Origin of the sequence: Nonomuraea sp. NPDC049714 (genome assembly GCF_044465295.1) — a bacterium.
Lineage (GTDB): Bacteria > Actinomycetota > Actinomycetes > Streptosporangiales > Streptosporangiaceae > Nonomuraea.
The window spans coordinates 727988-754266 of sequence record NZ_JBITLM010000003.1 but is presented as its reverse complement, the minus strand read 5'-3'; the positions used below and the strand labels follow the sequence as shown (position 1 = coordinate 754266).

Here is a 26279-nt window from a genome sequence, read left to right as displayed (position 1 = left end):
CGGTCCGCCGTACATCCTGGACGTTATATATCCTGGATATTAAATGTCAAGATTAGGCGACAGCTCGGTTCCGGACATAGGATGTCCACATCATGAGAATGGCCAAGGGCGTCGAGTGGGCCCTGCACACACTCCTCAACCTGGACATGATCGGCGGCGGCCCGGTGGGCAGCGGTCAGCTCGCCGAGGCTCACGGCCTGCCGGCCCCGTACCTGATCAAGCAGTTGCAGCAACTCGTCAGGGCGGGGCTCCTGACCTCCGTTCCCGGGCCGCGTGGCGGCTTCCGCCTGGCCAGGCCGCTCGGTGAGATCACTCTCCTCGACGTGGTCGAAGCCATCGAGGGTGACGCGTACCTCTTCCACTGCACCGAGATCCGTTGCTGCGGCAAGATCGGCGAGCTCTCCCCGCCACCGGACGGTCCATGCCCCGTCAAGACGGCCATGCGCCGCGCGGAGCAGGCTTACTACGACGCGTTGGCCGCCCAGACCCTCGCGGACGTCAAGGCGGAGCTCGACCGCACGCCCATGGCCGGGCAGGTCATCCGGTCCGCGTTCACCTGAGCGGTCAGTCCGTAGCCGGACCCGGAACAAGACGCGGAATCCGGCCGGACCCCTGTTGGAGCGTGCCACCACGTGACCGGGCTGGTCGCCGCCGTCAACGAATGGCTGTGACCAGCGCGTTGCTATCCGCCCTGCACGGTCCGGCCCTCTGGAGTTCCGTAGTACCAGTGCCGCTCAGCCGGAGCGGGAGGGAGGGTGCCGGCAGCCAGATCGACCAGAGCCTCTGCCAGCTCGACAAGCGGGGCCGCGTCGATGTGCTCCGCACCGCGCAGGAAGCTGGTCGCACTCTCCTCCAGCTCGGACCAGATCGAGACTTCGGCCCGGTCCACGCCGCCGCGGGCCTCGATCCGGCGGGCCGCCTCCACGACACACTGCAGGAGCAGCTGTCGCCGATCCTCGCTGAAGTCGTCCAGCAGGACGGCGAAACCGCTGCCCGCCAACGCGTGTGTGCGGAGACCCCGCTCCAGCTCCGGCCACCACGAGGGCCGGAGGTCCGCCGGCGTCTCCGCACCGACTCGCGCCGCTTCGATGAAGAGAACCCCGAGCGCCACGTCATAAGCCCAGAACATCGCGCCGTCGGAGATCACCGGCACTGTCTTGCTCAACGGCACTCCTCTGCAGCAGATGGTTCCAGCGCGAAACCATGGCCTATCGACCCAGGTGCTTTCCCCGGCTGATCGCGCCTTGGACAGCGACCAGCACTTTCGCGGCAGCCCCTAGTGCAGCTTGACCGGGAGTTCCTTGATGCCGTTGATGAAGTGGGAGCGCAGGCGGCGGGCCTCGCCGGTCTGGCGGAGCTTGGGGTAGCGACGGGCGAGCTGCTCGAACAGGACGCGGAGTTCGAGCTTGGCGAGGTGGTTGCCGAGGCAGAAGTGGGCGCCGCCGCCGCCGAAGCCGATGTGGGCGTTGGGGGAGCGGCCGATGTCGAAGACCTCGGCGTCCGGGAAGACGCTGGTGTCGCGGTTGGCGGAGGAGTAGAAGACGACGACCTTGTCGTTCTCCTTGATCTCCTGGCCGCCGAGGATCTGGTCGGTGGTGGAGGTGCGGCGGAAGAGGTTGACGGGGGAGACCCATCGGACGATCTCGTCGGAGGCCGTGCCGGCGAGTCCGGGGTCGGCCACCAGGCGGGCCCACTGGTCGGGGTGCTCGAAGAGGGCGAGCATGCCGCCCGAGGCCGCGTTGCGGGTGGTCTCGTTGCCCGCCACGACGAGCAGCAGGACGAAGAGGTCGAACTCGGTCTCGTCGAGCGTCTGGCCCTTTTCATCGGATTGGAGGAGCTTGCTGACGATGTCGTCGCGAGGGTTGGCCTTGCGCTGGACGGCGAGTTCGTTGGCGTAGGCGTAGACCTCCATGGCGGCGGAGCTGCCCTCCTCCGGGGAGTCCGCGTAGTCCGGGTCCTGGGCGCCGATCATGCGGTTGGACCAGGCGAAGATCTTGTCGCGGTCGGTCACCGGGGCGCCGAGGAGCTCGCAGATCACGTACAGCGGCAGGGGCGCCGCCACCTCGGTGACGAAGTCGGCCTCGCTGCCGCACTTGTCCAGGAGGTCGTCGGTGATGTCACGGATGTGCTGTTCGAGGGCGCCGATCGTGCGCGGGGTGAAGCCCCGGTTGACGAGCGAGCGCCGCCGGGTGTGCTCCGGCGGATCCTGGTTGAGCATCATCATCCGCTGCATGGCGATCTGCTCTTCCGGCATCTCCGCGAAGAGCGCCAGCTTCCTGGAGGAGGAGAACAACTCGGAGTGCCGGGAGACGTGCACCACGTCCTCGTAGCGGGTGACCGCCCAGAAATCCGGCTCACCAGGGTGCCGGTGGACGGGGTCGTTGGCGCGGAGCCAGGCGAGTTGCTGGTGCGGCGGTCCCGCGGCGGCGTAGTTGTCCTGGTCTACGAGGTCGATGTGCACCCGGATTCACCCTCTTGATCAAGCGCTTGGTTTTTGGTATTGCAACGTGTTCTATTACGGCACTGTACGACCGTCAAGGAGGAACGCGAACCCGTGCGCACCCCCTTGACATGCCCGCAGCCTCCCCACCAGCATCTGGAGGGAAGAGACATCCGATGTCTGACGAAGGATGCGTTGTGAAGCTGCTGCGAGTAGGAGCCGTCGGCCAGGAGCGGCCGGTGGTCATGGACGACGCCGGTGACCTGCGCGACATCGGAGAGCCGGAGATCGACGGGGCGTTCCTGGCCTCCGGAGGCGTGGCTCGGGTGCGCGAGGCGCTCGAACGCGACGCGCTGCCCGTCATCGACGCCGAGGGGCTGCGGATCGGCGCGCCGATCGCGCGGCCGGGCAAGATCGTGTGCATCGGGCTCAACTACAGCGACCACGCCGCCGAGTCCGGCGCCGACGTGCCGGCCGAGCCCGTGGTGTTCATGAAGGCGAGCAACACCCTGGTCGGGCCGTACGACGAGGTGCTCGTGCCGCGCGACAGCGTGAAGACCGACTGGGAGGTCGAGCTCGCGGTCGTCATCGGCAAGCGGGCCCGCTACCTGGAGTCCCGGGAGGAGGCGCTCGACGTCGTGGCCGGGTACGCGGTGGCCAATGATGTGTCCGAGCGGGAGTTCCAGCTTGAGCGCGGCGGCCAGTGGGACAAGGGCAAGTCGTGCGAGACGTTCAACCCGATGGGCCCCTGGCTGGTGACCGCCGACGAGGTGGGCGACCCGCAGGCCCTGCCGCTGCGCCTGTGGGTCAACGGCGAGCTGCGCCAGAACGGCGACACCAAGAACATGATCTTCGACGTGGCCGAGGTCGTACGCTATCTGAGCCGGTTCATGGTGCTGGAGCCGGGCGACGTGATCAACACCGGCACCCCCGCCGGAGTCGCCATGGGCATGCCCGGTCAGCCCTACCTGCGCGCCGGTGACGTGGTCGAGCTGGAGATCGGCGGGCTCGGGAGACAACGGCAGAGCGTGGGCCAGGCATGACGGAGCACGGCGCGCGGGCGTACGAGATCGTGGGGATGCGGACGCACGACGTGCGCTTTCCCACCTCGCGTGAGCTCGACGGGTCCGACGCGATGAACCCCGACCCTGATTACTCCGCGGCCTACGTGGTGCTGACGACCGACGACGGGTTCGCCGGGCACGGGTTCGCGTTCACCATCGGGCGGGGCAACGACGTGCAGACGGCCGCGATCGGCGCGCTGGAGTCGTACGTGCTCGGCCGGGACGTCGAGGACCTGGGCGGGCTCTACAAGGAGCTGGTCCACGACTCGCAGCTGCGGTGGCTCGGGCCGGAGAAGGGCGTCATGCACATGGCGATCTCCGCCGTGGTCAACGCCCTGTGGGACCTGAAGGCCAAGCGGGCGGGCAAGCCGGTCTGGCGGCTGCTGTCCGAGATGTCGCCGGAGGAGATCGTCGGCCTCGTCGACTTCCGGTACCTGAGCGACGCGCTGACCCCGGACCAAGCCCTCCAGATCCTGAAAAATGCGGAAAGCGGCAAGGAAGAGCGGATAAATCGGCTTATGGCCGATGGGTATCCCGCCTACGCCACCTCCCCCGGCTGGCTCGGGTACGACGACGACAAGCTGCGCCGCCTCTGCCAGGAGGCGCTGGAGCAGGGCTTCGGCCAGATCAAGCTCAAGGTCGGCGCCGACCTGGCCGACGACATCCGCCGCCTCAGGGTGGCCCGCGAGGTCTGCGGTCCCGATTACCCCATCGCGATCGACGCCAACCAGCGCTGGGACGTCGGCTCGGCCATCGCGTGGGTGCGCGCGCTCGCCGAGTTCCGCCCGCACTGGGTCGAGGAGCCCACCAGCCCCGACGACGTGCTCGGCCACGCCGCCATCGCCGAGGGCATCAGGCCCGTCCCGGTCGCCACCGGCGAACACGTCCAGAACCGGATCGTGTTCAAGCAGCTCCTGCAGGCCGGCGCGCTGTCGTACCTGCAACTCGACGCCGCCCGCGTCGGCGGCGTCAACGAGAACATCGCGATCCTGCTGCTCGCCGCCAAGTTCGGCGTCCCGGTCTGCCCGCACGCGGGCGGCGTCGGGCTGTGCGAGCTGGTGCAGCACCTGGCGATGTTCGACTACGTGGCCGTCAGCGCCGCGATGGACGACCGCGTGATCGAGTACGTGGACCACCTGCACGAGCACTTCGCCGACCCGGTGGTGATCGATCACGGCCGCTACCGGGCGCCCACGGCCCCGGGGTTCAGCGCCGAGATGCACGCCGCGTCGATCACCGCCCACACCTACCCTGGCGGAGAGGTCTGGAGATGAGCCTCAAAGCCATCGTGACCGGCGGCGGTTCGGGCATCGGCCTGGCCACCGCCACCCTGCTCGCCGGGCGGGGGATGCGGGTCGCCTGCCTCGACCTGCACCCGCCCGGCGAGCCGTTCGTCGGCATCGCGGTGGACGTGCGGGACGACGCGCAGGTACGGCAGGCCGTCGCGGAGGCGGCCGAGCGGCTCGGCGGCATCGACATCGTGATCAACAACGCCGGCATCGGAGCCCAGGGCACCGTCGAGGACAACGACGACGACGAGTGGCGCACGGTGTTCGACGTCAACGTCCTCGGCATGGTCCGGGTGAGCCGCGCGGCGCTCCCGTACCTGAGGAGGTCCGAGCACGCGGCGATCGTCAACACGTGCTCGGTGGCCGCCACGGCGGGCCTGCCCGGCCGCGCTCTCTACAGCGCGACCAAGGGCGCGGTGCAGTCGCTCACGCTCGCGATGGCGGCGGATCATGTACGCGAGGGCATCCGGGTCAACTGCGTGAACCCGGGCACCACGGACACCCCGTGGGTCGGGCGGCTCCTCGACGCGGCCGACGACCCCGAGGCGGAGCGGGCGGCGCTGAACGCCCGGCAACCCATGGGCCGTCTGGTGAGCGCCGACGAGGTGGCGGCGGCGATCGCCTATCTGGCCGGCCCGGAAGCGGGCGCCACCACCGGGACCGCGCTGGCCGTGGACGGCGGCATGCAGGGGCTCCGCCTCCGGCCCCCGACTTCGGACGACTCCAGGAGCTGATGTGATCGAGCTGCCCCGCCACGGGCTCGGCACCGCGCCGATCGGCGGCCTCTTCCGGGCGGTGACCGACGAGCAGGCGCGGGCCACCATCGACGTGGCCTGGGAGGGCGGCGTCCGGCTGTTCGACACCGCGCCGCACTACGGACTCGGGCTGTCAGAACGCCGCCTCGGCGCGGCGCTCGCCGGCCGCTCCGGCTACGTGCTGTCCACCAAGGTCGGCCGCCTGCTGGTGCCCTCCTCGCGGGGCGGCCGCGACGACGAGGGCTTCGACGTGCCCGCCACGTACGAGCGCGTCTGGGACTTCTCGCGCGACGGCGTGCGCCGCTCCCTGGAGGAGTCCCTGGAGCGGCTCGGCCTGCCCCAGGTGGACCTCGTCCTCATCCACGACCCCGACGCGCACGTCGACCAGGCGATCGCCGAGGCCTATCCGGCGCTGGCCGAGCTGCGCGCGCAGGGCGTGGTCAAGGCGATCGGGGTCGGTATGAACCAGTGGCAGGCGCCGCTGCGGTTCGTCCAGGAGACCGACATCGACGTGGTCATGCTGGCCGGCCGCTACACCCTGCTCGACCAGTCGGGCCTGCCCCTGCTGGCCGCCTGCGCCGAGCGGGGCGTGCGGGTGCTGGCGGCGGGCGTCTTCAACAGCGGCCTGCTGGCCACCCCCGAGCCCTCGGGCACCTTCGACTACGCCCCCGCCCCGCCCGCGCTCGTCGAGCGCGCCCGGCGGGTCGCCGCGATCTGCGAGCGGCACGGCGTACGGCTGCCCCAGGTGGCGATGGCCTTCCCGCTGCGCCACCCGGCGGTCGCCGCCGTCGTCCTGGGCGCCCGCACCCCTGAGGAGGTCCGTACGAACTTCGCCCTGCGCCGGCGCCCGGTGCCGGACGTCTTATGGCGGGACCTGCGGGCCGAAGGCCTCCTTCAGCAGGCGTAGCGCACGATCCACAGTCCGGGCACCGGCTCGGCCTCGCCCTGCAACGTGAACCCGAGCCCTTCGTAGAGCGCCCGCGCGGGAGCGTTGCCGCGGCCCGTGGACACCACGATCCCGCGCCCCTCCGCCCTGGCCATGACCTCCTTGACCAGCGTCCGCCCGATCCCCTGCCGATGCGCGCCGGGGTGCACGATCAACCGGTCGAGGTCCACCTCGTCGGAGGTCCGCGCCCACGCCACCGCGCCGACCAGCCGCCCCTCGTCGTCGAAGGCGCCCAGCCAGGAGAGCGGCAGGGCCAGCAGGTCGTCCGGCGTCTCGTGCAGGGGCGGGATCCGGTCGTCCCCGATGATCTGCGCTTCCACTCTGTACGCCGCGTGCTGCAGGTCGAGCAGCCCGGCCTGATCAGGGGATATTTCGGTAATGTGCATCGCTCGAGTATCGCCTACCCGACCTCCCACAGCGCGCTCACCGGCATGGCCCGCATCCTGTCGCCGAAAGGCAGCGTCAGGGTGCCGGTATGGAGCACGATCCCGGCGAGGAAGTCCTCCCCGAGTCGGTCGGCAAGATGCCGCAACCCTCTGAAATCGTCCGCCCGGACAGTGGAGGACGCTTTCACCTCGATGCCGACGACCTGGCCCCGTCTGTTCTCCAGGACCGCGTCTACCTCCACCTGGTCCTTGGTGCGGTAGTGAAAGAGGTCCACCTGCTCATCGGCCCAGGTCAGCTGACGTGCGAGCTCCATAAGGACGAATCCCTCCAGAAGCGGTCCGAAAGGTCCGCCAGGGCGGATGAGGCCTCGAGCGTCAGCGCCGAGCAGATGCGCCGCGACCCCTGAGTCGACGAACGCCATCTTGGAAGTCCGGATGGCGCGATTGCCCAGATTCCTGGACCAGGCCGGGATGCGTTTGATCAGGAAGACTTCCTCAAGAAGATTCAGGTAGCGCGAGGTCGTGGTAGCTGATAGCCCCGCCTCTCTCCCGAGGGCTTGGCCGACGAGAAGCCGGCCAGAACGAGCGGCGAGTAGACGGATGAGCGTACGCATCTCCGCCACCCGCTCGACTTCGAGAAGCGCTGTCATGTCCCGGCTGATCAGATCGCCCACGTAGGAGCTCAAGAAGTGCTGCCGTCTGCGGTCGCTCGCCCGAGCCACGGATTCGGGGAAGCCGCCACGCACGATCCTGTCCGCGTACTCGCTGCGTGTCACGGTGGAGTTGTGCTGCAGGGCGGCACCCTGATCGAAGATGGAATCAACGAACCCGTCAGACGTGTTGTCGATCTCTCCTTGGGAGAAGGGCCAGAGTTCTATGGTCTCCATCCGCCCGACGAGGGTGTCCGGCAGCGTGCGCAACGCCAGGAGGCGGGAGGAACCTGTCAATAGGTATTGACCCGGCTGTGGGTCAGCGTCCACCCGAGCCTTGATGGCGAGCAACAACTCGGGTACTCGTTGAATCTCGTCGATGACCATGATCGGGGAGAAGTCCACGAAACCGTCCGGATCCGCCATCGCGGACTGGCGGACGAAGCTCATATCCAGATCCCGCCATTCAGCGGACCTCTCGCTCGTGATCTGCTTGACGAGCGTGCTCTTGCCGCTCTGGCGGGCACCGTTCACCAAGACCACTCGGGTGTCTGCCAGGGCTTCAGTCACGGCACGTGTGGCATGTCGCCTGACCACCCTGCCCAGAGGAGTGCTCACCATGAGTTAAGCATGGCATGGACGACCTCTGCTGTGGTGGTTTGGACGCTTGGTGAGTGGTGATTGGACGGATGCTACGTGGTTGTTTGGACGCAGTCACTCTGGCGCAATGGTCGCAATCATGCTGACGCATTGGTCGCCGCTGATGTGGTGGTCTGGTCGCCGGTTCGGTGGTGGATCGGTCGCTCAGGACGGGATGAAGAGCCAGGCTGTTGACTCGCCTGGTTCGTACGGGGAGTCGAGGCGTTTGGCCACCACGCCGGGCAGGCCCTGTTGTTCGGCCGCCTGGCGGACGGGGTGGGCCTGGCCGGGCCAGGACGGGGCCGTCTGCCAGTGGGAGGTCGACAGGTTCAGGGCTTCCAGGGCGGTGCGGCGTACGGTGTAGGGCTGGTCCACCAGGGAGCGGCCGTCGTCGTACAGCAGGTCGTAGAAGACCAGCACCTCCGCGCCCGAGAGGGTGGCGAGCTCGCCGTCCAGCAGGGCGGTCCTGCTGCCGAACGACTCCGCGAGCGCGCGCAGCCAGGGGTGCTCGCGGGCGGCGGTGGTGCGGCCGCCCTCGATGGGGACCAGGAGGCGGCGCCCGCCCCAGGCGAACTCGTAGGCGTAGGCCGCCTGGTCGCGGGGCGGGCGGGCGCGTTCGGCAGGGAGCATGGGGGACAGGTCCGGCAGCGGGTCGCGGGCCGGGGGGTCCATCCGGTGGATCATCCAGTTCTTGCCGTTGGTCTGGAAGAGCACGAAACGACCGCTGGCCCGCGAGCCGCGCAGGACGACCTTGACCTCCCGGTCGGACCATTTCTCCAGCTCGTACGTGCCCTGGTCCCAGATGGTCATCGCGCCGCCGCCGTACTCGCCCTGGGGGATCTCGCCGTGGAAGGTGAGGTACTCCATGGGGTGATCCTCGGTGTGCACGGCCAGGTGGTTGGTGCCGGGGTCGTCGGGGAGGCCCTTGGGGATGGCCCAGGAGGCGAGCACGCCGTCGTGCTCCAGGCGCAGGTCCCAGTGCAGGGAGCGGGCGTGGTGCTCCTGGATGACGAAGGCGTCGCCGCCCTGCGGCTCCGGGGGTGTCTGGGGGACGGGCTCGGGGGTACGGCTGGCGTCGCGTTTGCTCCGATATTTCGTGAGTTTGTCAGCCATATGGGCGTACTACCCCGTAATGGCGTGCGAAAATGATCTCTCCCCCAGCCCCGATGAGGATGAAGACTCCCATGAGACGTTGGATGGTCATGGCGACCGCCGCGCTGTTCGCGTGGGCGCCGAGCGCCGCCGTCGCGCAGACCGCCGCTCCGGACCCCGTGCAGGCGCTCAAGAAGCAGTTCCGCGCCGAGCGCGGCGTCGACTTCACCGAGATCTCCCGCAGCGGCTCGGGCGAGGTAAGGGTGCGACGCCATGGGCAGGTGCAGCTCGGGACCGGCGGCCCCCTGGCGGCGTACATCACCGGGTGGAACGTCCACAACGACGACCGGCTCAACAACGTCGAGCCGGAGGCGCGGCTCATCGTCGCCGACGACACCTACTATCTGGCCGGCGAGTCACTGCCCGAGGGCAAGAACTGGATGGGCCTGAAGTACGGCGAGAAGCTCAAGATCGAGCCCGAGTCCCTGATCACCGAGCAGACGATCAACGTGTTCGACCCGGCCGTTCTCAAGGTCACCATGAAGGGCGCGACCGCAAAGCCCGTCTCGGGTGGATTCTTCTACCGCGGTGACGTGACCTACGCCGAGCTGAGCAAGGTGGCCAAGAGCTATTACGCCGCCGACCAGGAGGGCGTGACCTCGAAGAAGAACGCCAAGATCAAGATCGAATGGCGGCTCTGGACCGACGGCAACGGCCTGATCAAGCGCTTGACGGCCAAGACGATCTCGGTCAAGGGCGCGGTGCTGGAGCGGGTCGACACCCGTTACTCCGACTGGGGACGCTGGCAGATCATCCCGCCGCCGGCCGCCGACGAGGTCATCGACTGGGAGGACGCCCAGAACCTGCCCCGCGACCTGCCCGACCCCAACGCCATCGACCTCGGGGCCACCCCCTAGGGAAGCACCTTGCGCAGCCACGCCTCCACACCCGCGATGTGCACCGTGGCCCAGGAGCGGGCCACGTCGGCCTGGCGGGTGGCGATGGCCTCGTAGATCGCGGCGTGCTGCTCCCGCGTCTTCCGCATCGCGCCCTCCTGCGTCAGGCCGCGCCAGATCCGGGCCCGGGTGGTCGGGCCCGACAGGCTCTCGATGAACGAGCAGAGCACGCTGTTGCCCGACCCCACCGCGATCCGCCGGTGGAACTCCAGGTCGTTGGCGACGAGCTCCTCGATCGTGGGATCGGGGGGCAGCGCCTCAAGGATCGCGCGCAGCTCCTCGATCTCCGGCTCGGTCATCTGCTCGGCGGCCATCGCGGTGGCGGCGGGCTCCAGGATGCGGCGCACCTCGAAGAACTGCAGAACGGTGTCGTCGCGGTGCAGGTCCAGCACGAACGACATGGTGTCGAGCAGCAGGCGCGGTTCCAGACTGGTGACGTAGGTGCCGTCGCCCTGGCGTACGTCGAGCACGTTGATCAGGGCGAGGGCGCGTACGGCCTCGCGCAGCGAGTTGCGTGACAGGCCGAGCCGCTCGGCCAGGTCGGACTCCTTCGGCAGCCGGTCGCCGGGGGTCAGCTCGCCGGAGAGGATCATCTGCTTGATCTTGTCGATGGCCGCGTCGGTGACCGCCACGCTCTTCTCCCTAGACATCGGACGTCTAGGATTCTATGGCCTTGAAGCGCACCGGGCCGTCGCCGGACAGGCGGCGAACCGCGCCGCGGGCCTCCAGGGTGCGCAGATGGGCCGCGGCCTCGCCGGCCGCCATGCCGCGCAGCACGGGCGGCAGATCTGCCCAGGGCCTGTTCCAGGTCATCATGGCGGCGGTCTCCCAAATGGTCGGCGGTTCGGCGCGCTCGGACAGTTGGGCGTGCAGCCGTTCGAGCTTCTCCTCGTGATGGTGGCGGATCTGTGCCGTCCGTGCTGCTACATCGGGAAATATCCACTCATGGGCGGGGAGGGCGTCGAGCATGCCGAGCTCGCCCACTCGGCCGAGTGACTCCAGGAAATCACCCAATGGGTCCACATCGGTCCGGTCATAGGGATAGATGCCGACATGTGGGGTGATGTCGGGGAGCACATGGTCGCCGGTGAACAGCCGGTCGGCGTCCTCCAGGTGCAGGCAGATGTGCCCGGGGGTGTGTCCGGGCGTGTGCACGGCCCGCAGTTTCCTGCCCGGCAGGTCGATCAGATCCCCGTCCCGCAGCCGCAGATCGGGCATCGCCGGCACCTGCCTCCCCTGCGGCGCAGCACTCCTCGACTCCCGGCCTCCGGCTCTCGCCGCGCCGGTGGGCTCGGTCGCGGGTCTGGCCGGGCCCGCGTGCACCGCCGCGATCTCGTCGGCGCCCGCGCCCGCCAGTTTCAGCATCTCCGACTGGAAGTCCCGGTGGGCGTCGTCGGACAGGCCGTGCATGAGCTCGACCAGCGCCGCGTCCGCCTCGTGCATCGCGATCCAGGCGCCCGACTCCTGCCGCACCTGCCCGGCCAGCCCGGCGTGGTCGGGGTGGAAGTGGGTGACGACCACGCCCCTGACCGACGCCACGTCGATCCCGAGGCCGGCCAGCCCGCCGCTGAGCGCCGCCCAGGCGTCCGGGTGATTCCACCCGGCGTCCACCAGAACGGGCCCTTTGGGCGATTCCAGGGCGTACACCAGCGTGTAGCCCAGCGGGTTGCCGGGGATCGGCACCGGCACGCTGCACACCCCGCCGCCGAGGTCCTGCGGGCGCTGCTCTGCGTACGGCCTGCGCCGCGATCTGCTCATCGAAGATCCCCCGTCGTGCGTCTTGCGTAGATTGTGGGGGAGAGACGCGGAACTTGGATACGGATGATCCGGCTCTGTCCCCTCAAGCGATGCGCTCGATGATCGTGGCCGTGGCCAGCGCGCCGCCCGCGCACATCGTCACCAGCGCCGTGGCCGAGTCCGACCGTTCCAGCTCGTGCAGCGCCGTGGTGAGCAGTCGTGCGCCGGTGGCCCCGACCGGGTGGCCGAGCGCGATCGCGCCGCCGTTGACGTTGACCCGGTCGAGGTCCGGCCGGTGCACGCTCGCCCAGGACAGCACCACGGAGGCGAACGCCTCGTTCACCTCGAACCGGTCGATGTCGCTCATCGCCATCCCGGTCGCCGCGAGCACCTTCGCCGTCGCGTCCACCGGCCCGTCCAGGTGGTAGTACGGCTCCGCGCCGACGAGCGCCTGGGCCAGGATCCGCGCCCGGGGCCGCAGCCCGTGCCTGACGGCGACCTCCTCGCTCATCACCAGCACGGCGGCGGCGCCGTCGGAGATCTGCGAGGACGTGCCGGCGGTGTGCAGCGTGCCCTCACCCCGGACGGGCTTGAGCGCGGCGAGGCTCTCGGCGGTGGTCTCGCGCAGTCCCTGGTCGCGGGTGACCTCACCCACCGGTACGATCTCGCGCTCGAACCGCCCGTCGGACCAGGCCTTCGCGGCGAGCTGCTGGGACCGGGCGCCGAAGGCGTCGAGCCGCTCACGGGTGAGCCCGCGTCGCCGCGCGATGCGCTCGGCGGCGGTGAACTGGTCGGGCAGGTCGATGCTCCAATCGTCCGGCCGTGGCTTGGCCGGTAACACGTTGCTGCCGAGCGGCGCCCGGCTCATCACCTCGACCCCGCAGCCCACGCCCACGTCGATCACGCCGGCGCGGATCAGCGCCGCGGCGAGGTGCACCGCCTGCTGCGAGGACCCGCACTGCGCGTCGACGGTGGTGACGCCCGCCTGGTAGGGCAGCCCCGCATACAGCCAGGCGTGCCGCCCGACGTGTCCCCCCTGCTCGCCCGCCTGGGTGACGCACCCGGCGAACACCTGCTCGACCAGGGCGGGGTCAATCCCTGAACGATCGAGGAGGCCGTTCAGCGCGGTGGCGAGCACCTGCTGCGGCTTGAGGTCGGCCAGCAGGCCGCCGCGCTTGCCGATGGGAGTACGGACGGCCTCGACGATCACCGGTGTGCCCACAGTCGCCTCCAGAACGATGCTCTGGCCGAGACTGTAACCCGTTCTACTTTGTCGCGAAAGCCCCGTCCAGGGTGCTGGGCAGGCCGAACAGCTCGAACAAGCTGAGGTCGAAGAACATGGACACGTGGCTGATCAGCGAGCCGGTGAAGGTGAGCACGGGCAGCGCGAACGGCCGATAGTGGTCGCCCTCGCGCAGATACATGCCGAACGCCGGCTGCCCATTGGCCCAGGTGGGCACCAGTCGCAGATCACCGGGGCCGCGCGCCGGGCAGTTGGTCGTGATGAGCGCGACGATCGCCTCCACGCCTTGGTACCAGCCGTCGAAGGGAGGCATCTCCCAGATCGCTTCCTTGGTGAGCAGCTCCGTGATGGCGCGCATGTCGTAGCTCTCGAACGCCTTCATGTAGCGGTCGAGCTGGGCCTGCTGCTCCTGGGTCAGCGGCTGCGGCCGGTCGTCGAGGCTGGGCGCCACCTCCTGGAGCTGTGCGCGGGCCCGCTGCAGGATGCTGTTGACGGCGACGGTGGTGGTGTCGAGCACCTCGGCGACCTCGGCCGCCCGCCACTTGAGCACGTCCCGGAGGATGAGGACCGCCCGCTGGCGCGGCGGCAGATACTGCAGGGCCGCGACGAGCGCGAGCCGGATGCTCTCGCGGGCGGTGACGATCGCGGCCGGGTCGTCGCCCCCGGCGCCCACCATCCCGTCGGGCACCGGCTCCAGCCACGGCACCTCACCCCGCTCGACCGGCGGCGCGGTCGGCTCGGCGGCCGGCGCGCCGAGACCGGTCGGCAACGGCCGGCGGCCCCGGCTGTCGAGCGCGGTGAGGCACTGGGTGGTGGCGATCCGGTAGAGCCAGGTGCGGAGCGAGGAGCGGCCCTCGAAGCCTTCGTAGCCGCGCCACGCCCGCAGGTAGGTCTCCTGCACCAGATCCTCGGCGTCGTGCACCGAGCCGAGCATGCGGTAGCAGTGCGCGAGCAGCTCACGTCGCATGGGATCAGCCAGGCGGAGGAAATCTTCGCTCGATGGCTTGTCGCTCATACCTCCTGTATAGGCCAAGCCACCGACAGACTGAGAAGGGACCCAGACCAAGCCATCGACAGACTGAGACGGGAACCAGGCCAAGCCGCCGGCAGACCGGGACGCGGGCCGGGGCCGGGCCATCGGCAGACCGGGATCCCGTCCTTCTTCGGGGTGCAGGTCGTAAGGGATTCGGGTCAGTCCGGGACGGTGAGGACGATCTTGCCGGTGGTACGGTTCGTCTCGCCGAGTTCGTGGGCCTTGGCCGCCTCGGCCAGGGGCACGGCCGCGGCGATCTCCGCGTGCAGCTTGCCCGCCTCCATCAGCGCCGCCAGGGCCCGCATCGCCGCGTGGTCGGGCTCGACGAGTATGGCCTCCGCCCGGATGCCCAGCTCGGCCGCCCGGGCCGCCACCTCCTCGCTCATCCCCAGCAGGGACACGATCGTGCCGCCCTCGCGCAGCGTCTGCAGGGAACGCATGGCGTAGTCGCCGCCGATGGCCTCCAGCACCACGTCGACGTCGCGTACCACCTCGGCGAAGTCCTGCTCGTGATAGTCCACGAGCTCGTCGGCCCCGAGACCGCGCAGCAGGTCGTGCTTGCCGGCGCTCGCCGTGCCGATCACGTACGCGCCGCGCGCCTTGGCGATCTGCACCGCGAGGTGCCCGACCCCGCCGGCGGCGGCGTGCACGAGCACGCGCCTGCCGGCCGTCACCCCCGCGACGTCCACCAGCGCCTGCCAGGCGGTGAGGGCGGCGAGCGGGATCGCGGCCGCCTGCGTGTGGTCGATGCCGGCGGGCTTGCGGACGAAGTGCCTGGACGGCGCGGTGACGTACTCGGCGTAGGCGCCATGAGCCACCGGGTAGCGGAGCATGCCGAAGACCTCGTCGCCCGGCTTGTACAGGGCCACGCCGAATCCGACGGCCTCGACGACACCCGAGACGTCGAAGCCCAGCACGAACGGGGGCGGCGTGCCCCACACGTTGCCACTGGCCCGGCTCTTCCAGTCGGTGGGGTTCACTCCCGCCGCCTTCACCCGCACGAGCACCTCGGTCGGCCCGGGGGCGGGCTTGTCGACTTCCACCATCTTCAGCACTTCTGGACCGCCTGCGGTGTCCTGGCTGATCGCACGCATCTTCATGTGGACCAGCTTGCTGGACGCGGCGGCGTTCGGCGAGTGACCCGAAGGCCAATATGTGCAAAAATCGGGCCATGCATCGTGTAGCCGTCCTCGCGCTCGACGGTGTGATCCCGTTCGAGCTCAGCATCCCGTCCCGGATCTTCGGCGGCGCGTTCACCCCCGACGGCCAGGCGCGCTACGAGGTGGTCACCTGCTCGCTCGACGGCCGCCCGGTCGTGACGGCCGCCGACTACTCGGTGATGGTCGAGCACGACACCGCCGCGCTCGCGACGGCCGACACCGTGGTCATTCCCGCAGTTGAGGCCTTCTCCGACATCACCGGCCCGGAGGAGCTGCCCCCGGGCCTGCTCGCGGCGCTGACCTCCCTGCGTCCCGGAACGCGGGTGGTGTCGATCTGCGTCGCCAGCTTCGTCCTGGCGGCGGCGGGCCTGCTGGACGGCCGGTCCGCGACCACCCACTGGAAGCAGGCCGAGCACTTCGCCCGCCTGTACCCCCAGGTGCGGGTGGACCCCGGCGTGCTGTTCGTGGACGACGGCGACGTGCTCACCTCGGCGGGCGCCTCCGCCGGTGTGGACCTCTGCCTGCACCTGCTGCGCCGCGACCACGGCAGCGAGGTCGCCAACCAGGTGGCACGCATGTGCCTGGTGGCGCCGTGGCGGGACGGCGGCCAGGCGCAGTACGTCGAACGCCCGATGCCCGAGCTGTCCGACTCAGGGACGGCCCCCACCAGGGCCTGGGCCCTGGAGCGGCTGGGCGAGCCGCTCCGGCTGGAGGATCTGGCCCGGCACGCCGGCATGAGCAGGCGGACGTTCACCAGGCGCTTTCGCTCGGAGGTCGGCACCAGCCCCGGCCAGTGGCTCACCCTGCAGCGGGTCGAGCTGGCCAGGCGGCTGCTGGAGAGCAGTGACCTGCCGGTGGACGCCGTCGCCGAGCGCGCCGGTCTCGGCACCGCGGCCTCGCTGCGGCAGCACCTGCACGCGGCGGTCGGTGTCTCACCCCACGCCTACCGCCGCACCTTCAAGCTCTCCCCGCCCACGCCATCGCCCACGCCCCCGGACATGCTCTCCACGCCTACGCTTCCCACGCCTGTCTAGAAGTCGCTCAGCAGCCGGTCGGAGGCGATCTCGATGCGGCGCTGGATCTGCTCGTAGGTGCGGCGCCCGCGCAGCATCTCCAGCAGCTCCTGCACCCAGATGCTCGACAGGGAGCCGGCCAGCGCGATCTGCTCCTCGCTCGCCTGGTCACGGCCGATGCCGCCGGCCGAGACGCGGAGCAGCAGGCCGGCCATCCGGTCGCCGAACGGGGTCTCGACCTCGGCCAGGATCAGCGAGCGGATCAGCGCGTCGGCCAGCTCCGGCTCGCGCATCAGGCCGCGGGTGGCGCGCATCAGGACGTCGACCGCGCGCCCGGCGGGGGTGGAGGCGCTCGGCGGCCTGCGCTCGATGCTGCTCTCCAGCAGGTCGATCTCCTCGCCGACGACCGCCACGACCAGGTCCATCTTGGACGGGAAGTAGCGATAGAGGGTGCCGAGCGCCACGCCGGCACGCTCGGCGACCGTGCGCATCTGCATCGCCTCGACGCCGCCGCGTGAGGCCAGCGCGGCGGCCGCCTGGACGATGCGCTTGCGGCGCTGGTGCTGGCTACGCGTCCGGACGCTGTGCCCGGCGTTGGGTCCACTGTCGGGCCCGCTGTCGGGCCCAACGCCGGGCCCACTGGTGTGCCCGCTGCTGGGCTCGTGCTCCATGGTCCCCTCGGTGTCGCTGGGGGGCGTGGCGATGGCCGCCTGCGGGGTGCGCATGAGAACACGTTACTTGATTTGTCAGCGGCCGGGCTTGTTACTCGTCGGTCACAAACGGCGCCTATAGATGCATGTCTCTAGCGCTACAGGCATATATCGGGACTTGTCGTAACGGGTTACCTCTGGACAGATTTTAGAATCTGTTCTAGTTTGCGGTTCGACCGAGCGCTTGGTGGAGGCACCATGACCGCGGACACCCTCGCCGCCCTGCTGGCGGCCCGGGAGGAGGACGACCGTCCCGGGCTGCTGTTCGAGGATCGGCGATGGTCGTGGCGCGAGTATGTGCGCGCCTGCCGGCGGGCTGGGGCCTGGCTGGACCGGCGTGGCCGCCCCGGCCAGGACCGTCCCGTCCATGCGGGCGTGCTCTGCGACAACGTGCCCGAGCTGGTCTTCCTGCTGGGCGGGGCGGCGCTGACGGGGCACGTGGTGGTCGCGCTGAACCGCACCCGGTCGGTGGCCGAGCTGTCCCGCGACGCCCGCGCGACCGACGTGGACGTGCTGCTGTGGGACGAGCCCTACGAGGCCCTGGCTCGTGAGGTCGCCCACGACACCGGCGTGGAGCCCGTCCCCGTCTCGGCCCTGTCCCACCCACCCCAAGCCCGAACCGAGCAGAACGGCCTCAGCCCGGACGAGCCCGATCCGGGCGGGCATGAGCAGGGTTGGCACGGCCCGGGTCGGCACGGCCCGGGTCGGCGCGGCCCGGGTCGGCGTGTGATGGGCGTGCCCAGGCCGGGTGAGCTGGTGATGCTGATCTTCACGTCCGGCACCTCCGGGCGCCCGCGTGCCGTCCGCGTCACACAGCGCAAGATCGCGCTGCCGGGGATGTCGCTGGCCGCGCTCCTCACCCCCGACGACGTCGTCTACTGCTCGATGCCGCTTTTCCACTCCGGCGCGATCATGGCCGCGTACGCCCCGGCGGTGGTCTCGGGGGCCGCGCTGGCGCTGCGCCGGACGTTCTCCGCCTCCAGCACCCTGCCCGACATCAGACGGTACGGGGGCACGTACCTGCATTATGTGGGCAAGGCGCTGTCCTACGTGCTGGCCACCCCGGAGCTGCCCGACGACGCCGCCAACCCGCTGAGGATCGCCTTCGGCAACGAGGGCAGCGCGTCGGCGACCCGGCGGTTCGGGGAGCGCTTCGGCTGCCGGGTGATCGACGCGTTCGGGTCCACGGAGACGGCGATCTCGGTCTCTCCCGACCCGTCGGGCCCGCCCGGCAGCCTCGGCAGGCTCCCGGAGGGCGTCGAGGTGCGCAACCCGTACACCGGCGAGCGGTGCGCCACGGCGGTGCTGGAGGAAGGACGGCTGCGCAACCCGGACGAGGCGATCGGCGAGCTGGTCAACGTGGCGGGGCTGGGCCTGTTCGAGGGCTACTACAACGACCCGGAGGCCGACGCCGAGCGCGTCCGCGACGGCGCGTTCTGGTCCGGCGACCTGGCCTACGCCGACGGCGACGGCTACGTGTTCTTCGCCGGGCGCGGCTCCGAACGGCTCCGGGTGGACGGGGAGAACCTGGCCGTCGCCCCGATAGAGGCGGCGGTACGGGAGTTCCCAGGCGTGGTCGAGGCGGCGGTCTACCCGGTTCCGGACGCCCAGGCCGGCGACCAGGTGATGGCGGCCCTGGTGCTGAGCACCGCCACAGAGACGCCCCACCCGGCAGCGTCCGACCCCGCGTTGTCCGACTCCGCGTTGTCCGACTCCGCACTGCCCGTTCCTGCCGCGTCCGATCCTGCGGGGTTCGATCCGAAGGCGTTCGCCGCCTTCCTGGCTGCGCGGCGGGATCTCGGGGCGAAGGCGCTGCCCCGTTATGTACGGCTGTGCCGCGCGCTGCCCCAGACGCCCTCGCACAAGGTCATCAAGCGGCTCCTGGCCAAGGAGGCCTGGCGTACCCCCGACCCCGTCTGGTGGTGGCCGGGAGCCCGTGCCGAGCCGCGATTACTGGGGCCGGAGGACGTCGCGGCGATCGAGGGCGAGTTCATCCGGCATGGCCGGCACCACCTACTGGAGGATTGGTGACTCCTCCGCTCCCTGAAGAGAGCGGCTTCTCGCTAAGCCGCTTGTGCAGCCTGGCGAAGGGCAAGCCCTGCCCTCAAGATGTTGATCGCCGCGTTCACGTCGGCGTGCGCGGTGTGCCCGCACGTTGCGTCCTTCGGCCACTCAACCGTGTCGAACCGGCCCCGGCCCTTGAACCGGGGGAACCCCGGCGTGCGGGCGACCTTGACGCGGTCGAAGAACGCAGGGAACGCCTTGTCCAGACGGCGCAGCGTGGCCTGCTGGGACGAGAACGACCACCGGCCCTGCCCATCGGGGTCATCGCCCCGGATGTGTTTCAGCTCGGCGGACTGGTCGCCGTACCGGATGCTCACGCCCGCCTTGGCGTAAGCGGCACGGCGGTGCTCCAGGGCGGCGTTGTACAGCTGCCGGTGATCCTCCAGACACGCCGCCAGCGCCGCAACCTGCCGGGCGGTGGGACGCAACACGAACCTGAACGACCTGCGCACACCCACCTCCCATCACGCTCGGTAATGACAACCACGATATCGGCCGGCGCCGACAAAACCAGGAAGGACATCCGTGATGCGCGAACCAGACAGGCCAGGGCACGCTCGGGCCTTGACGGCCCTCCCGCTCCCGATTCCCCCGTCGCCTCAAGGCGACGGTCCCCTGGGGCGGCACTGATGGATTTCAAGCTTGACGAGACCCAGGAGGAGCTGCGCGCCCTGGCCTCGGACGTACTGGCGAAAGAGGCCTCTCACGAGCGGCTGGAGTCGCACGAGAAGAGCGGCAGGCCGTACGACGAGAGGTTGTGGAAGGCGTTGCGGGAGGCCGGCCTGACGGCCGTCTGCGCGGCCGAGCACGCCGGCGGCGCGGGGCTGGGGCCGGTCGAGTTGGCCGTGGTGCTGCGGGAGGCGGGGGCGCGGGCCGCGCCGGGGCCCCTGGCGGCCACGCTGGTGAGCACGCTGGCCGTCAGCAGGTACGGCTCCCGCGAGCACCAACGGCGGGTGGCCGGGACGGCCGTGTCCACGGTGGCGATCAGGGAGCCGGGCCGGGCGCTCACCGCCCCTCCCACGACCGTGGCCGAGCCGGTGGCAGGCGGATCAGGCCCGGTGGCGGCCGAGCCGGTGGCGGGGGCGGGCGGATCGGGTCCGGTGGCCGGCGGCTGGTTGCTCAGCGGGCGCAAGAGCGGTGTGGCCCATGCCGAAGGCGATGTGCTGGTGACGGCCGATCAGGGTCTGTTCCTGGTGCACGCGCCACCGGCGGCGCCCGAGTTCGCCTCCACCGGGGAGCCCACGGCCACGATCACGCTCGACCGCACCCCGGCCGAGCGGGTGGCGGGGCCCGAGGCGATCGAAGGGGTGCGGCAGCTGTACACGGCGGCCGCCGTCGCGCAGGCCTCCGGTGTGCTGGCGGGCGCGCTGCGGCTCACCACCGAGTACATCAGGACCCGGAAGCAGTTCGGCCGGGCGCTGGCCGAGTTCCAGGCGGTGACCATGCAGATCGCCGACGTCTACATCGCCGGCCGCGCGCTGGACGTGGCCATGTGGTCGGGCGCCTGGCGGCTGGCGGAGGGACTCCCCGCCGAGGAGGACCTGGCCATCGCGGCGTTCCACACGAGCGAGGCGGTCAAGGCGCTCTACACCTGCCAGCACCTGCACGGCGGCCTCGGGCTCGACGTGACCTACCCGCTGCACCGCTACTTCGCGCACGCCATGCACCTGGCCCACCGGCTCGGCAGTGGAGACGTCCAGCTCGACCTGATCGGAGGGCTCGCCTGATGCTGATCGACCTGACCCCTGACCAGCGCAGGCTCCGCGATGAGCTGCGCGAGTACTTCGCCGGCTGCCTGACCGCCGAGGACCGTAAGAACATCGCCGAAGACCCGTTCGGCGAGGCGTACATGGCGCATTGCCGCAGGCTCGGCAGGGACGGCAAGCTGGGCCTCGGCTGGCCCAAGGAGTACGGCGGCGGTGGCCACGGCCCCCTTGAGCAGCAGATCTTCGCCAACGAGATCGCCCGCGCCGGCGTGCCGTACCCGATCATCACCGTGCAGACCGTCGGACCCACCCTCATGCAGTACGGCACGAAGGAGCAGAAGGACCGGTTCCTGCCGAGCATCCTGGCGGGCGAGTGCCACTTCGCGATCGGCTACAGCGAGCCCGAGGCGGGCACCGACCTGGCCTCGCTGCGGACCACGGCGGTGCTCGACGGCGACCACTACGTCGTCAACGGCCAGAAGATCTTCACCAGCGGCGCCCACTACGCCCAGTACATCTGGCTGGCCACGCGCACCGATCCCGAGGCGAAGAAGCACAAGGGCATCACCATGATGATCGCCTCGACCGCCGACCCCGGCTACTCCTGGACCCCGATCGTCACCATGGACGGCCGCCACCACACCAACTCCACCTACTACGCCGATGTGCGCGTCCCGGTGGACATGGTCGTGGGCGAGGTGGACAAGGGCTGGGACCTGATCGTCAACCAGCTCAACCACGAGCGCGTCACCCTGGGCCCCGCCGGCAACCTCGGCCAGGCCTACGACCGCTTCCTCGCCTGGGCCCGCCGCACCGGGCTGGCGGACGAGCCCGACGTACGGCGAGCGCTCGGCGTGGTACGGACGAGTTTCCGCACCAACGAGCTGCTCAACTGGCAGGTCGCCGCCAACATGGACCTCGGCTGGCTGGGCGCGCCCGACGCGTCGGCCACCAAGATCTACGGCTCGGAGCGGATGCAGGAGACCGGCAGGCTGATCGGCGACATCCTGGCCCGCTACGGCGACCCCGCCGACCCGGAGACGGCCCGGCTGATCGAGCTGACGGACCACGGGGCCAAGGGCGCGGTCGTCCTCACCTTCGGCGGCGGCGTCAACGAGGTGCAGCGGGAGCTGATCGCCATGCTGGGCCTGAACCTGCCGAGGCCGCCCCGATGAGTGACCCGATGGATGACAAGATCGACAGGGACCTGCACGAGCTGGCCGTCAAGCAGGCCGCGCTCGGGCAGGTGCCGGGCGCCCCGGCGGCGGACCCGGTCAACGTCCCCATGATCAGGCACTGGCTGGACGCGATGGGCGACACCAATCCCGTCTACCTCGACCAGGGGATCGCGCCGCCGGCGATGGCGCAGGTGTGGACCATGCAGGGGGTGCGCCGAGACGCCGGGCAGCACTCGCCGGTGGACGACGTCATGGCCGCGCTGGACGCCGCCGGTTTCACCGGCGTGGTGGCGACCAACTGCGAGCAGGTCTACCACCGGTACGCGCGGCTGGGCGAGCGCCTGACCTCGGCGACCCGCTTCACCGATCTGGCCGGGCCGAAACGGACGGCGCTCGGCGAGGGGTACTTCGCCACCTGGAACATCACCTGGTATGCCGAGTCGGGCGAGGCGGTGGCGGAGATGATGTTCCGGGTGCTCAAGTTCCGCCCGCCGGCGGCGGTGGTGCCGCGCGAGCCGTATCCGCTCAGGCCCGCCGTCAACAGGGACACCGCGTTCTTCTGGGACGGCGTGCGGCAGGGTGAGCTGCGCGTGCAGAGCTGTGCCGGCTGCGGTGAGCTGCGCCATCCACCCGGCCCGGTCTGCCCCCACTGCCGCTCCACCGACCGCGCGTATGTCGTCGCCGGCGGCGAGGGCACGGTCTACAGCTACGTGGTGCACCACCATCCGCCGGTGCCGGGGCTGGAGCCGCCCTTCGTCGTGGCGGTGGTGGCCCTGCCCGAAGGCGTGCGGATCGTGGGCGGCATCGTGGACTGCCCGCCCGAGGCAGTGGGTATCGGTATGGCGGTGCGGGTCACGTACCGCTCGATGGATGACGAACTGGTTCTGCCCATGTGGGCGCCACGGGAGCCGTGATGCGGACGTTGAGCGAAGATCAGGTCGTGCTCGGCTCGGTGCTGCCCGAGCTGTCGATCGACCTCACGCCCACGGTGGTCGTCTCCACCGCGCTGGCCACGATGGACTTCACCCCCGTGCACCACGATGTCGAAGGCGCTCGCGCGCAGGGCTCCAAGGACATCTTTCTCAACATCCTGACCACGATGGGGCTGGTCGAGCGGTACGTCACCGACTGGGCGGGCCCGGAGGCGGTGATCCGGCGGATCAACGTCAAGCTGGGCGTCCCGGCCTACGCCGGCGACCGGCTGCTCTTCACCGGCGCGGTCACCTCGATCGAGTCCGGCGAGATCACGGTCGAGGTCCGCGGCAAGGTCAGCCTCGGGGATCACGCCACCGGAACCGTCGCCCTCGTCCTTCCCGCACGCCGGTGACGGCCGCGCCATCACGCAAGGAGCGAACGTGTTGAGAGCCCGCGCGGCCGTCGCCGGCATCGGCGCCACGGATTTCAGCAAGGACTCGGGCCGGTCGGAGCTGCGGCTGGCGGCCGAGGCGGTGTTCGCCGCCCTGGATGACGCCGGGCTGTCGCCCTCCGAGGTCGACGGCCTGGTCACCTACACCCAGGACGCCAACCAGGAGATCGCGGTCGCCAGGGAGGTGGGCATCGGCGAGCTGAGCTTCTTTTCCCGCGTGGAGTACGGCGGCGGCGCGGCCTGCGGCACCGTGGCGCACGCGGCGATGGCCGTGGCGACCGGGGCCGCCGACACGGTCGTGTGCTACCGGGCCTTCAACGAGCGCTCGGGCCGGCGCTTCGGCCAGCCCGACGCCCGGGTCGGCGGGCAGCCGTCGTCGCAGGGGCTGGAGATGAGCTGGCACGTGCCGTACGGGCTGATGACGCCCGCCGCCTGGGTGGCCATGTTCGCCCAGCGGTACATGCACGCCTATGGCGCCACCTCCGAGGACTTCGGGCGGGTGGCCGTGGCGATGCGCAGGCACGCGGCGACGAACCCGGCCGCCTGGTTCCACGGGCGCCCGATCACGCTGGCGGAGCACCAGGAGTCCAGGTGGATCGTGGAGCCGCTGCGGCTGCTCGACTGCTGCCAGGAGAGCGACGGCGCGGTGGCGCTGGTGGTGACGTCCGCCGAACGGGCCCGCGACCTGCGCCGGTCCCCGGCGGTGATCACGGCGGCGGCCCAGGGAGCCGGCGCCGGGCAGATGATGATGACCAGCTACTACCGCGACGACATGACCGGCCTGCCGGAGATGTCAGTGGTCGGCAGGCGGTTGTGGGAGATGTCCGGGCTGACGCCCGCGGACATCCAGACCGCCATCCTGTACGACCACTTCACCCCGTTCGTGCTGACCCAGCTGGAGGAGCTCGGGTTCTGCGGCAAGGGGGAGGCCGCCGACTATCTCAAGGACGGCGGCATCGAGCTCGACGGCCGGCTGCCGGTGAACCCGCACGGCGGCCAGCTCGGCGAGGCGTACATCCACGGGATGAACGGCATCGCCGAGGCGGTGCGCCAGATCCGGGGCACGTCCGTCAACCAGGTGGGCGGGGTCGCCAACGTGCTGGTGACGGCCGGCACCGGGGTGCCGACCAGCGGCCTGATCCTGTCGGCTCCCTGAGCGTCAGGGGCTGAGGATCGTCGGCACCGAGAAGAACACGATCATCGCGATCACCACGCAGATGACGAAGCCGATCAGCTCCCAGGCCCAGTCGAGGTGGCGCGAGCGCCGCTTCTTGCTCGGACGCCGCTTGGGCGGGCCCTGGGCCGGCCGCGCCTTGCGGACCACGGGCTTGCGGGTGTCGTGCGAGTCGAGTCCGGGCCTGGTGCTGCCGGGCTTCTTGCCGGCCGCTGCCTTCTGCTGCCCGGACGGCTTGGGGGTCGCGGCCGTGCGGGGCGGCGGCCAGGACTCGCTCTTGACGGCCTCGGGCTCGCGCGCCGCGGTCGCGGCGGTCATGGATACGGCGGCGATCGGCTGGGTGTCGGCGGGGGCGGGCATCGGCATCCGGTAGACCGGCTCCCGGTCGCGCTCCTTCGCCGGTGACCGGGGGGTGAACAGCGGGCCGGCGTCCCTGGGCAGGAGGAAATCGCCCGTCGCGGGCGGCACGTCCATGGGCAGGATCACGTCACCGGTCGCGGGCGCCGCCTGCGGCCTGGGCGGCAGGTCGTCGAGCACGTCGGCGGGCATCGGTGTCCGCATGACGAACGGCCGCTCGTCCTGCGCCTTCGGAGGCTGCCCGCCGGGCTTCTTGCGGCGCGGCTCGAACGCGGCGAAGGGCGTCGGCTTCTCGCCGAAGCGGACCTGCGACGGGAACGGCGCCGGGCCTTCGGCGCCGGGGTGGCGCAGTTTCGGCATCGGCGCCGTGGTGGCGTCGTGCTCGGGGGTGCGCGACGACGACGGGGGCGTCAGCAGCTCGGCGGGGAAGAGCCTGGTGGTGCTCGCCGGGTCGGCCTCGCCCAGCGGCAGCGGCCAGTTGGGCGGCACCGGCCAGCGCGGCTTGACGAACAGCGGCGCCGGGGCCGCCGAGAGCGATCCGGCGAAGTGGATGCGCAGGGTGCCCGGCGGCGTCGGCCACGGCAGGCGGCCGAGCACGTCGCGCAGCGGGGCGACGCTCAGCGCGATGTAGATGTCGGCGATCGGCTTGGGTACCCGCTTCTCGGCGGCGGCCAGCGCCTGCCCGAGCGACTGCTTGAACCGGTTCGCGGCGTTGACCGCTAGCTCTTCCGCGGTGTCGGGCGCCACGTCGAGCACCCAGGCCAGCTCGGTCCGGTTGAGCCCGCAGACCTGCGTCAGCAGCAGCACCTCGCGCTGCTGCAGGCGCAGCTCGCTCAGCGCCCGCTCGACCAGGGCGGAGGCGGGGTCGATGAGCGGGTCGACCACGGGAGGCGCGTAGACGACGTCCCGCCGGTGGATCTCGCGCCGGGCGAACGCGTAGAGGGCGGCACGCGGGGGCGCCGGCTGCCCGCCCGTCATGGGCACGCCGCCGAGGACGGCCACCAGGACGTCACCCGCGGAGCCCAGGTCGCCGAGCTGGTCGGCGCAGTACGCGAACAGCCCGGCCGCGTGCCGGTCGTACAGCTCTGCGACCAGCTCGGGGCGCGAGCGCTGCTCGGTGATCGAGTGAGTCACGTGACCGGTCCCTCTTAGTGGAGAAGCGGACGCTTTGGGGGGCGTCGGAGGTTTATGGAGGCAATCATGCCAACACACCCTGGTCCGGCGCACTACCAGATCGATAATTCGTAGGGAATAGCTGGTCAGTGAAGCGTTTAAGCATGGGGCGACAGGACAGACCCGGTCGGATCGCCGTAGTCTGGGG

Annotated in this window: 26 protein-coding genes; 13 read left to right on the top strand and 13 right to left on the bottom strand. The window is 70.5% G+C overall.

Annotated elements, in window-relative coordinates:
• Positions 1 to 92 precede the first annotated feature (92 nt).
• Positions 93 to 560, top strand: a complete 468-nt coding sequence (locus ACIBQX_RS16835) for an Rrf2 family transcriptional regulator (protein WP_397005247.1) — start codon at positions 93 to 95, stop codon at positions 558 to 560.
• A 122-nt stretch (positions 561 to 682) separates the two neighbouring features.
• On the opposite strand, the gene ACIBQX_RS16830 is transcribed toward ACIBQX_RS16835, so the two are convergent.
• Together ACIBQX_RS16830 and ACIBQX_RS16825 are read right to left on the bottom strand one after the other, a co-directional pair.
• Positions 683 to 1165, bottom strand: coding sequence for a hypothetical protein (locus tag ACIBQX_RS16830; RefSeq protein WP_397005245.1), 483 nt, complete (start codon positions 1163 to 1165; stop codon positions 683 to 685).
• 111 nt (positions 1166 to 1276) lie between these two features.
• Entirely contained in the window at positions 1277 to 2461 is a 1185-nt protein-coding gene (locus ACIBQX_RS16825) for a cytochrome P450 (protein WP_397005243.1), read from the bottom strand.
• Positions 2462 to 2637: 176 nt separating this feature from the next.
• Between ACIBQX_RS16825 and ACIBQX_RS16820 the strand changes: the two genes are divergently transcribed.
• Genes ACIBQX_RS16820 through ACIBQX_RS16805 form a run of 4 tightly spaced genes read left to right on the top strand, consistent with a single transcriptional unit; the run spans position 2638 to position 6455 of the window.
• The gene (locus ACIBQX_RS16820; protein WP_397005241.1) at positions 2638 to 3483 is read left to right on the top strand and encodes a fumarylacetoacetate hydrolase family protein; all 846 of its coding nucleotides are present in this window, start codon (positions 2638 to 2640) and stop codon (positions 3481 to 3483) included.
• Positions 3480 to 4778, top strand: a complete 1299-nt coding sequence (locus ACIBQX_RS16815) for an L-fuconate dehydratase (RefSeq protein WP_397005239.1) — start codon at positions 3480 to 3482, stop codon at positions 4776 to 4778. The genes ACIBQX_RS16820 and ACIBQX_RS16815 overlap by 4 nt, the downstream gene beginning before the upstream one ends.
• Positions 4775 to 5527 carry an SDR family NAD(P)-dependent oxidoreductase gene (locus tag ACIBQX_RS16810; protein WP_397005237.1) on the top strand — a complete coding sequence of 251 codons (753 nt, stop codon included), beginning with the start codon at positions 4775 to 4777 and terminating at the stop codon, positions 5525 to 5527. The genes ACIBQX_RS16815 and ACIBQX_RS16810 overlap by 4 nt, the downstream gene beginning before the upstream one ends.
• Before the next feature lies 1 nt (position 5528).
• Positions 5529 to 6455 carry an aldo/keto reductase gene (locus ACIBQX_RS16805; RefSeq protein ID WP_397005235.1) on the top strand — a complete coding sequence of 309 codons (927 nt, stop codon included), beginning with the start codon at positions 5529 to 5531 and terminating at the stop codon, positions 6453 to 6455.
• Here the strand turns inward: ACIBQX_RS16805 and ACIBQX_RS16800 are convergent.
• From ACIBQX_RS16800 to ACIBQX_RS16790, 3 genes are all read right to left on the bottom strand, one after another.
• A complete protein-coding gene (locus ACIBQX_RS16800; protein ID WP_397005233.1) occupies positions 6443 to 6880 on the bottom strand; it encodes a GNAT family N-acetyltransferase in 438 nt (145 codons plus the stop codon). The genes ACIBQX_RS16805 and ACIBQX_RS16800 overlap by 13 nt on opposite strands.
• Before the next feature lie 14 nt (positions 6881 to 6894).
• On the bottom strand, positions 6895 to 8100 hold the full coding sequence (locus ACIBQX_RS16795) for an ATP-binding protein (protein ID WP_397005231.1): 1206 nt from the start codon (positions 8098 to 8100) through the stop codon (positions 6895 to 6897).
• Positions 8101 to 8334: 234 nt separating this feature from the next.
• A complete protein-coding gene (locus ACIBQX_RS16790) occupies positions 8335 to 9282 on the bottom strand; it encodes a DNA polymerase ligase N-terminal domain-containing protein (RefSeq protein ID WP_397005229.1) in 948 nt (315 codons plus the stop codon).
• Between the two features lie 71 nt (positions 9283 to 9353).
• Here ACIBQX_RS16790 and ACIBQX_RS16785 point away from each other — a divergent pair, with 71 nt between their 5' ends.
• Complete coding sequence (locus tag ACIBQX_RS16785; RefSeq protein WP_397005227.1) at positions 9354 to 10178, top strand: hypothetical protein; 825 nt, start codon at positions 9354 to 9356, stop codon at positions 10176 to 10178.
• On the opposite strand, the gene ACIBQX_RS16780 is transcribed toward ACIBQX_RS16785, so the two are convergent.
• The 5 genes from ACIBQX_RS16780 to ACIBQX_RS16760 form a co-directional block, all read right to left on the bottom strand.
• Complete coding sequence (locus ACIBQX_RS16780) at positions 10175 to 10849, bottom strand: FadR/GntR family transcriptional regulator (RefSeq protein ID WP_397005225.1); 675 nt, start codon at positions 10847 to 10849, stop codon at positions 10175 to 10177. The genes ACIBQX_RS16785 and ACIBQX_RS16780 overlap by 4 nt on opposite strands.
• Positions 10850 to 10874: 25 nt before the next feature.
• Positions 10875 to 11975: an MBL fold metallo-hydrolase gene (locus tag ACIBQX_RS16775; protein ID WP_397005223.1), complete on the bottom strand. Its 1101-nt coding sequence runs from the start codon at positions 11973 to 11975 to the stop codon at positions 10875 to 10877.
• Positions 11976 to 12057: 82 nt separating this feature from the next.
• Positions 12058 to 13176, bottom strand: a complete 1119-nt coding sequence (locus ACIBQX_RS16770; protein ID WP_397005221.1) for a steroid 3-ketoacyl-CoA thiolase — start codon at positions 13174 to 13176, stop codon at positions 12058 to 12060.
• Between the two features lie 43 nt (positions 13177 to 13219).
• The gene (locus ACIBQX_RS16765) at positions 13220 to 14212 is read right to left on the bottom strand and encodes a sigma-70 family RNA polymerase sigma factor (protein ID WP_397005219.1); all 993 of its coding nucleotides are present in this window, start codon (positions 14210 to 14212) and stop codon (positions 13220 to 13222) included.
• A 176-nt stretch (positions 14213 to 14388) separates the two neighbouring features.
• Entirely contained in the window at positions 14389 to 15324 is a 936-nt protein-coding gene (locus ACIBQX_RS16760) for an NADP-dependent oxidoreductase (RefSeq protein WP_397005453.1), read from the bottom strand.
• 77 nt (positions 15325 to 15401) lie between these two features.
• Here ACIBQX_RS16760 and ACIBQX_RS16755 point away from each other — a divergent pair, with 77 nt between their 5' ends.
• Positions 15402 to 16424, top strand: coding sequence for a GlxA family transcriptional regulator (locus ACIBQX_RS16755; protein ID WP_397005217.1), 1023 nt, complete (start codon positions 15402 to 15404; stop codon positions 16422 to 16424).
• Here ACIBQX_RS16755 and ACIBQX_RS16750 read toward each other — a convergent pair.
• Positions 16421 to 17128, bottom strand: coding sequence for a TetR family transcriptional regulator (locus ACIBQX_RS16750; RefSeq protein WP_397005215.1), 708 nt, complete (start codon positions 17126 to 17128; stop codon positions 16421 to 16423). The two genes, ACIBQX_RS16755 and ACIBQX_RS16750, sit on opposite strands and share 4 nt — an antisense overlap.
• Positions 17129 to 17311: 183 nt before the next feature.
• On the opposite strand from ACIBQX_RS16750, the gene ACIBQX_RS16745 reads away from it, so the two are divergent.
• Positions 17312 to 19144 carry an AMP-binding protein gene (locus tag ACIBQX_RS16745; protein WP_397005213.1) on the top strand — a complete coding sequence of 611 codons (1833 nt, stop codon included), beginning with the start codon at positions 17312 to 17314 and terminating at the stop codon, positions 19142 to 19144.
• A 32-nt stretch (positions 19145 to 19176) separates the two neighbouring features.
• Here ACIBQX_RS16745 and ACIBQX_RS16740 read toward each other — a convergent pair whose 3' ends face one another.
• Positions 19177 to 19629, bottom strand: a complete 453-nt coding sequence (locus ACIBQX_RS16740; RefSeq protein WP_397005211.1) for a helix-turn-helix domain-containing protein — start codon at positions 19627 to 19629, stop codon at positions 19177 to 19179.
• A 177-nt stretch (positions 19630 to 19806) separates the two neighbouring features.
• Here ACIBQX_RS16740 and ACIBQX_RS16735 point away from each other — a divergent pair, with 177 nt between their 5' ends.
• The 5 genes from ACIBQX_RS16735 to ACIBQX_RS16715 are packed head-to-tail and all read left to right on the top strand — an operon-like array spanning position 19807 to position 24583.
• Complete coding sequence (locus tag ACIBQX_RS16735) at positions 19807 to 20904, top strand: acyl-CoA dehydrogenase family protein (protein ID WP_397005209.1); 1098 nt, start codon at positions 19807 to 19809, stop codon at positions 20902 to 20904.
• Positions 20904 to 22058, top strand: a complete 1155-nt coding sequence (locus tag ACIBQX_RS16730; RefSeq protein WP_397005207.1) for an acyl-CoA dehydrogenase family protein — start codon at positions 20904 to 20906, stop codon at positions 22056 to 22058. Before ACIBQX_RS16735 ends, ACIBQX_RS16730 begins: the two co-directional genes overlap by 1 nt.
• Positions 22059 to 22066: 8 nt before the next feature.
• Positions 22067 to 22975: a bifunctional MaoC family dehydratase N-terminal/OB-fold nucleic acid binding domain-containing protein gene (locus ACIBQX_RS16725; protein ID WP_397005205.1), complete on the top strand. Its 909-nt coding sequence runs from the start codon at positions 22067 to 22069 to the stop codon at positions 22973 to 22975.
• Positions 22975 to 23388: a MaoC/PaaZ C-terminal domain-containing protein gene (locus ACIBQX_RS16720; protein ID WP_397005203.1), complete on the top strand. Its 414-nt coding sequence runs from the start codon at positions 22975 to 22977 to the stop codon at positions 23386 to 23388. The genes ACIBQX_RS16725 and ACIBQX_RS16720 overlap by 1 nt, the downstream gene beginning before the upstream one ends.
• Before the next feature lie 31 nt (positions 23389 to 23419).
• Entirely contained in the window at positions 23420 to 24583 is a 1164-nt protein-coding gene (locus tag ACIBQX_RS16715) for a lipid-transfer protein (RefSeq protein WP_397005451.1), read from the top strand.
• Positions 24584 to 24586: 3 nt separating this feature from the next.
• Here the strand turns inward: ACIBQX_RS16715 and ACIBQX_RS16710 are convergent, their stop codons facing one another.
• The gene (locus tag ACIBQX_RS16710; protein ID WP_397005201.1) at positions 24587 to 26092 is read right to left on the bottom strand and encodes a hypothetical protein; all 1506 of its coding nucleotides are present in this window, start codon (positions 26090 to 26092) and stop codon (positions 24587 to 24589) included.
• Between the last annotated feature and the right edge of the window lie 187 nt (positions 26093 to 26279).

Excerpts from the sequence above, each read along its gene's own strand:
- ACIBQX_RS16835 (WP_397005247.1), top strand. The coding sequence starts at position 93 with ATGAGAATGGCCAAGGGCGTCGAGTGGGCCCTGCACACACTCCTCAAC.
- ACIBQX_RS16815 (WP_397005239.1), top strand. The coding sequence starts at position 3,480 with ATGACGGAGCACGGCGCGCGGGCGTACGAGATCGTGGGGATGCGGACG.
- ACIBQX_RS16810 (WP_397005237.1), top strand. The coding sequence starts at position 4,775 with ATGAGCCTCAAAGCCATCGTGACCGGCGGCGGTTCGGGCATCGGCCTG.
- ACIBQX_RS16800 (WP_397005233.1), bottom strand. The coding sequence starts at position 6,880 with ATGCACATTACCGAAATATCCCCTGATCAGGCCGGGCTGCTCGACCTG.
- ACIBQX_RS16790 (WP_397005229.1), bottom strand. The coding sequence starts at position 9,282 with ATGGCTGACAAACTCACGAAATATCGGAGCAAACGCGACGCCAGCCGT.
- ACIBQX_RS16785 (WP_397005227.1), top strand. The coding sequence starts at position 9,354 with ATGAGACGTTGGATGGTCATGGCGACCGCCGCGCTGTTCGCGTGGGCG.
- ACIBQX_RS16775 (WP_397005223.1), bottom strand. The coding sequence starts at position 11,975 with ATGAGCAGATCGCGGCGCAGGCCGTACGCAGAGCAGCGCCCGCAGGAC.
- ACIBQX_RS16765 (WP_397005219.1), bottom strand. The coding sequence starts at position 14,212 with ATGAGCGACAAGCCATCGAGCGAAGATTTCCTCCGCCTGGCTGATCCC.
- ACIBQX_RS16760 (WP_397005453.1), bottom strand. The coding sequence starts at position 15,324 with ATGCGTGCGATCAGCCAGGACACCGCAGGCGGTCCAGAAGTGCTGAAG.
- ACIBQX_RS16755 (WP_397005217.1), top strand. The coding sequence starts at position 15,402 with ATGCATCGTGTAGCCGTCCTCGCGCTCGACGGTGTGATCCCGTTCGAG.
- ACIBQX_RS16750 (WP_397005215.1), bottom strand. The coding sequence starts at position 17,128 with ATGCGCACCCCGCAGGCGGCCATCGCCACGCCCCCCAGCGACACCGAG.
- ACIBQX_RS16745 (WP_397005213.1), top strand. The coding sequence starts at position 17,312 with ATGACCGCGGACACCCTCGCCGCCCTGCTGGCGGCCCGGGAGGAGGAC.
- ACIBQX_RS16735 (WP_397005209.1), top strand. The coding sequence starts at position 19,807 with ATGGATTTCAAGCTTGACGAGACCCAGGAGGAGCTGCGCGCCCTGGCC.
- ACIBQX_RS16730 (WP_397005207.1), top strand. The coding sequence starts at position 20,904 with ATGCTGATCGACCTGACCCCTGACCAGCGCAGGCTCCGCGATGAGCTG.
- ACIBQX_RS16725 (WP_397005205.1), top strand. The coding sequence starts at position 22,067 with ATGGATGACAAGATCGACAGGGACCTGCACGAGCTGGCCGTCAAGCAG.
- ACIBQX_RS16720 (WP_397005203.1), top strand. The coding sequence starts at position 22,975 with ATGCGGACGTTGAGCGAAGATCAGGTCGTGCTCGGCTCGGTGCTGCCC.